We start from the raw sequence: 5076 nt of genomic DNA, 5'->3' as shown, positions 1-5076 counted from the left end.
GCGTAGGTGGGGGTGGACGATGGCGGGCGGGTTGTAGGACGCGTCCAGTGTGCCTATGTCCGTGCCGGGAGGGACGATGGCGTCGATCCGGTCGAGGATCTCGTCGGACAGGGTCGTCTTGGCGCCCGCGAGGAGGTCGTCGAGCTGCTCCATGGTGCGCGGGCCGATGATCGCGGACGTGACGCCCGGATGGCTGATCGCGAACGCCATCGCGAGGTGCGTCAGCGACATCCCGGCGTCCTGGGCGAGGGGGATGAGCTGCTCGACGGCGTCCAGCCGGCGCTCGTCGGTCAGGTGCTTGAAGCCGAACCCGGCCCGGTGGCTGTCGGTGTGCTGGTCCTTGCGGTAGCGGCCGGTGAGCAGGCCCTGCGCGAGCGGGCTCCACACCAGGGTGCCCATGCCGTAGCGCTCGCAGACGGGCAGCACCTCGCGTTCGATGCCGCGGTTGAGGATCGAGTACGGCGGCTGCTCGGCGCGGAACCGCTCCAGGCCGCGCCGCTCGGCGGCCCACTGGGCCTCGACGATGTCCGAGGCCGGGAAGGTGGAGGTGCCGATGGCCCGGACCTTGCCCGCGCGCATCAGGTCGCTGAGGACGGAGAGGGTCTCCTCCACGTCGGTGTCCGGGGCGGGCCGGTGGACCTGGAAGAGGTCGACGTGGTCGGTCTGCAGGCGGCGCAGCGAGTCGTCCAGGGCGCGGACGAGCCAGCGCCGCGAATTGCCCTGGCGGTTGGGGTCGTCGCCCATCGGAAGGTGCGCCTTGGTCGCGAGGACGACGTCGTCCCGGCGGCCCTTGAGCGCCTTGCCGACGATCTCCTCGGACTCGCCGTGCGAGTAGAAGTCGGCGGTGTCGACGAAGTTGATGCCCGCGTCCAGCGCCCTGTGGATGATGCGGACGGAGTCGTCGTGATCGGGGTTGCCGACCGCGCCGAACATCATCGCGCCCAGGCAGTAGGGGCTGACCTTGATGCCGGTTCGGCCGAGCGTGCGGTACCTCATGATTTCTCCTCGTGTGTTGGCCGGTGCCCGCGGCAGCGCGCTACGCTGAGGCAAGCGGAACGATGTTCCGCCTATGACGATACGGAACATTGTTCCGGTTAGCAAGCGCGGAGTGGGGTGCCCCTGTGACCAGCCGACCGGCGGACGAGCCCGCGGCAGACGGCGAGCAGCGCGCGGACGGCGGGCAGCGCGCGGACGGCGGGCAGCGCGCGGACAGCGGGCAGCCGCTGCGGAGGGTGCGGGCCGACGCGCAGCGCAGCATCGATGCCCTGCTCATCGCGGCCGCCGAGGTGTTCACCGCGTCCGGCGTGGACGCCCCCGTCCGGCAGATCACCGCCAAGGCGGGCGTGGGCGCCGGCACGCTCTACCGGCATTTCCCGCAGCGCTCGGACCTCATCGCCGCCGTGTTCCGCCACGAGGTCGACTCGTGCGCGGACGCCGCCCCCGCCCTCGCGGAGCGGCACGAACCCGTCGAAGCGCTCACCCGGTGGCTGCTGCGCTTCGCGGAGTTCATCGGCACGAAACGCGGGCTCAGCGCCGCCCTCCACTCGGGGGACCCGGCCTACGACAGCCTGCCGTCCTACTTCTCGCAGCGCTTCGAGCCCGTCCTCGGGGAACTCCTCGCCGCGGCGGCGCAGGCGGGCGAAATCCGCTCGGATGTCGATCCTGACGACCTTCTGCGTGCCGTCGCCAACATGACCCTGCCCGTCCAGGACGACGACGGCCACACCCAGCGCATGGTCGCCCTGCTCATCGACGGGCTCCGCTACGGCGCCCAGCGTCGCTGACCGGCGGCCCGCATCCGACCGGCTGTCACATCAGTCCGGGCGTCGTCGTCAGCGTGGTGGATCGGCATCGACGGCGAGGAGATCACCATGGAAGCCCGGTCGAGTTATGACGGCGACACCGTCGCGGCGAAGTTCGCGAAGCGCCTCGTCGCGGCGAGCAGAACCGTGGCGGACACGGGCCTGCCCGCCGCGACCCAGTTCCTGTGCATGATCCGCGCGAGCCAGATCAACGGCTGCAGTGGCTGCCTTGACATGCACACCAAGGACGCCCTGCACGCGGGAGAAACCTCGGTACGGCTCAACCTGGTCGCGTGCCGGCGGGAGGCGAAGGTCTTCACCGCCGCCGAGCGGGCCGCACTGGAGATCACCGAGCAGGGCACCCGGCTCGCGGACGCCGCCGGCGGTGTCACCGACGGGGCCTGGGCGGACGCCGCCAAGCACTACGACGACGAGCAGCTCGCCGCCCTGGTGTGCCTCATCGCCGGCATCAACGCCTTCAACCGCATGAACGTCATCAGCCGCCAGCCCGCGGGCGACTACCGGCCCGGCCAGTGGGGATAGCGGCGGCCGGGCCGGACCACCGGCGGCCGGGCCACACCAACGGCGGCCGGGGCGTGTCAGGTCGGGGAGTACAGCCAGGGGTTGCGCAGGTCGTAGAAGACGGGGTCGTCTATGTAGTGCGACATCTCGTTGTCCCGCCACGCCTTGAGGTCGGACGGCATCGGCCTGCGCTCCCCGTCCCGCGCGTCCTCCTCGGTGGTGAAGTAGACCACGATGGTGCAGCCGCCGTCCGGGTGGACGATGAACAGCCCGCCGATGGTGTCCGGACGCGCCTCGGCCATGGCGCGCCCTTCCTCGGCCGTCCAGAACGGGCGCAGCGCCTCCCGGTCGCGGACGCGCGTCTGGATCATCTGGACGAACTCGGCCGCGTCCGAGCCGCCTGCTCCGAACGGCTCGATGTCGGTGCAGTCGTGGACGGTGGGCTCGCCTTCGAGGAGCGCGGCCGTGGACTCCCACCACTCGCGCTGCGCCCGCCGCTTGTCGTTGCGGTGCGCGGCCCGCGACGACTTGAAGCGCGCCATCCAGATGAATTCACCGTCGTTGGTCACTCCGGCGGTCGTGCCGAGCCATCCCCGGGAGCCGGGGGCCAGCTCGCGGCTCCAGCGGTCGGCGGCCTCGTGCAGCCCGACGGGGTCCAGGGCCGTCCCCTGCACGAGCTGAACGTGCATCCTGCTCTGGAATGGCATTCCCGCCCCCGCGCGTACCTCTGCCCTATCCAGGCCGGACGGGGCCGTCCGGCCAAAGCCGCCCGAACATTCCTACCCTGAGTCGCCGTGTCCTCACATTGCAACAACCGTGCGTGGATGGCCGGCCCGTAAACGCAGTTCGCAAGGGGGAGGTGCAAATCAGGGCATTTCACTAGGATGCCCCCGTGCACGAAGATCAGGGTGTCCCGGACGACGGTGTGCTGTCGACGCCGCTCCGGCTGGAGGGCGACGGTCCGGCCGACCGGCCGGCCGAGGAGCCGATCGGCGGGCCTGGCGACGAGCCGGCCTCCGGTCCGGCTGACATGCCGACCGCCGGGCCGGCGAGCGTGGTGTTCAGCGGGCCCGGGACCGCGAGGACGGCGGCGTCCGTCGAACGCGGCGCGATCCCCGCGGTCGATCCGGCGCCCGTCCGGGCGTTCGGCAAGGAGGTCGAACATCTCGCGGACCTGGTCGGACGCCTCGCCGCGACGGCGTCCACGCTGGGTGAGCGGCTGGACGGCGAGGTGCGCGGCGTGCTCGACAGCGCGGAGAAGGCGCTGGCCGAGGCGGGCGGCGCCCGCGCGGAGGCCGCCGAGGCCGACGACCGGACCCTGCAGGCCGAAGCGCAGGCGGAGGCGGCGCTGAAGGAGGCCGCCGACGCGAAAGAGGAGCTGCAGAAGGTCACGGCGGCGGCGAAGGCCAGCGTCTTGGCCGCCCAGGAGAGCGAGGCCAACGCGTGGAAGGAGGCCGGTGCGTCACAGCAGGCCCGCGCCACCTCCGCCAACGAGGCCGCGCACGCCGAAGGGCTCCGCAAGCGCGCCGAGACGGCGTGGAGCACCGAGCATCAGGCCCGCACGGACGCCGAACGGGAACGCGACGACCTGGCCGTCCGGCTGACCAACGAGCAGACCGCGCTCGCCACCGCGCGGACGGAGCTCGCGAACACGCGCGCCGACCTCACCGACGCGCGCGACAAACTCGAGGCCACCACCGAGGCCGAGCGGCAGTTGCGGGCCGAGCTGGCCGCCGCGAAGGGCGAGATCGCGGGACTGACCGTCGAGCGCGACTCCGTCGTGGCACGTGCCACCGAGCTGGCCACACGTGCCGACCGCGCCGAGGAACGGGCCGACGCCGCCGAGATCCGCGCCGAGCGGGCCGAGCAGCGCGCGGACGCCGCCGAGATCCGCATCGACCGCGACGCCACCACCGCACGCGCCCTCCAGGACACCCTGCGCGCGGCGCTGGACCTGCCGTCGATGGAGGAGCTGGGCGACGGGCTCGGGGTGCGGGTGGGCGAGTCCGGCGCGGTCACCGCAAAGCCCGGCGCGCTGATCGGCGTCGACCAGGTCCCGGACGTCATGGACGGCGAGCTGGCGGCGCGGTTCGCGCGGGCGATCCTGGCCGTGCGGGTTCACCAGGCCACGCGACGGTCCGTCCACGACGAACCGGAACTCGCCCCGGACGCGGACGCCGATGACGACGCCGACGACCCCGGCGGCGACGAGGGCACCACCGAAGACTGACCCTCCGGTCGGACGCCCCGCCACCACTGGCGCGGGGTACCACAGCCAGTCGTTCGGCTACATCCTCGGGGAGGTCGCCGGAGGCGATGCCGAGCGCCGGTTTCGGGAACCGTCCCGACGTGCTGGCGGCGGACATCCCGGCGGGCGGCACGATGTCCGCGCGGGCCGTGGCGCGCATGATGGCAGCGCTCATGGACGAGGTCGAAGGCGTCCGGCTCGTGTCGCCGTCCCGGTTCCGCGAGCTGTCGGCCGTCGCCCGCGACGACCTGGACGAGATGTTCGGCGGCCCGTCGGCGAAGTCGCTCGGGTTCCTCATCGGCGCGCCCTGGCCCGCGGAGGGCCGGACGGTGATCGGGTGGGCGGCAGCGGCGGCAACGGCGTGTTCGCCGACGTCGAGTCACGGACGGTCGTCGCCGTCTCCAAGAACCGCTTCAGCGCCGGCGACTACACCACGATCCAGAAACTCGCCCCCATCATCACCTGACGACGACCGTCGCCGGAGGGCGGTCTATCAGCGGAGGG

The 5076-nt window shown here is 72.4% G+C and carries 6 protein-coding genes; 4 read left to right on the top strand and 2 right to left on the bottom strand.

From position 1 onward, the window contains the following. Positions 1-996, bottom strand: a 996-nt coding sequence (locus ETD83_RS39220) for an aldo/keto reductase (protein ID WP_138650273.1), incomplete at its 3' end; no start/stop codon positions are given. Between the two features lie 125 nt (positions 997-1121). On the opposite strand from ETD83_RS39220, the gene ETD83_RS39215 reads away from it, so the two are divergent. After that, positions 1122-1784: a TetR/AcrR family transcriptional regulator gene (locus tag ETD83_RS39215; RefSeq protein WP_230421491.1), complete on the top strand. Its 663-nt coding sequence runs from the start codon at positions 1122-1124 to the stop codon at positions 1782-1784. 87 nt (positions 1785-1871) lie between these two features. Then, positions 1872-2345 (top strand): carboxymuconolactone decarboxylase family protein, encoded by a 474-nt coding sequence (locus ETD83_RS39210; RefSeq protein WP_138650271.1) that lies wholly within the window; start codon positions 1872-1874, stop codon positions 2343-2345. 56 nt (positions 2346-2401) lie between these two features. Here the strand turns inward: ETD83_RS39210 and ETD83_RS39205 are convergent, their stop codons facing one another. After that, positions 2402-3013 (bottom strand): hypothetical protein, encoded by a 612-nt coding sequence (locus ETD83_RS39205; RefSeq protein WP_138650270.1) that lies wholly within the window; start codon positions 3011-3013, stop codon positions 2402-2404. A gap of 203 nt (positions 3014-3216) precedes the next feature. Between ETD83_RS39205 and ETD83_RS39200 the strand changes: the two genes are divergently transcribed. Together ETD83_RS39200 and ETD83_RS45605 are read left to right on the top strand one after the other, a co-directional pair. Beyond that, the gene (locus tag ETD83_RS39200) at positions 3217-4554 is read left to right on the top strand and encodes a coiled-coil domain-containing protein (protein WP_138650268.1); all 1338 of its coding nucleotides are present in this window, start codon (positions 3217-3219) and stop codon (positions 4552-4554) included. Between the two features lie 355 nt (positions 4555-4909). Beyond that, positions 4910-5038, top strand: coding sequence for a hypothetical protein (locus ETD83_RS45605; protein ID WP_268920539.1), 129 nt, complete (start codon positions 4910-4912; stop codon positions 5036-5038). Positions 5039-5076 lie beyond the last annotated feature (38 nt).

It is taken from the genome of Actinomadura soli, from assembly GCF_005889715.1.
Classification (GTDB): domain Bacteria; phylum Actinomycetota; class Actinomycetes; order Streptosporangiales; family Streptosporangiaceae; genus Spirillospora; species Spirillospora soli.
The sequence above is the reverse complement of the archived record's forward strand: the minus strand, read 5'-3'. Positions and strand labels throughout refer to the sequence as shown.

What these genes read in the sequence shown, in the direction of transcription:
- ETD83_RS39210 (WP_138650271.1), top strand. Translation starts at nt 1,872, where the DNA reads ATGGAAGCCCGGTCGAGTTATGACGGCGACACCGTCGCGGCGAAGTTC.
- ETD83_RS39205 (WP_138650270.1), bottom strand. Translation starts at nt 3,013, where the DNA reads ATGCACGTTCAGCTCGTGCAGGGGACGGCCCTGGACCCCGTCGGGCTG.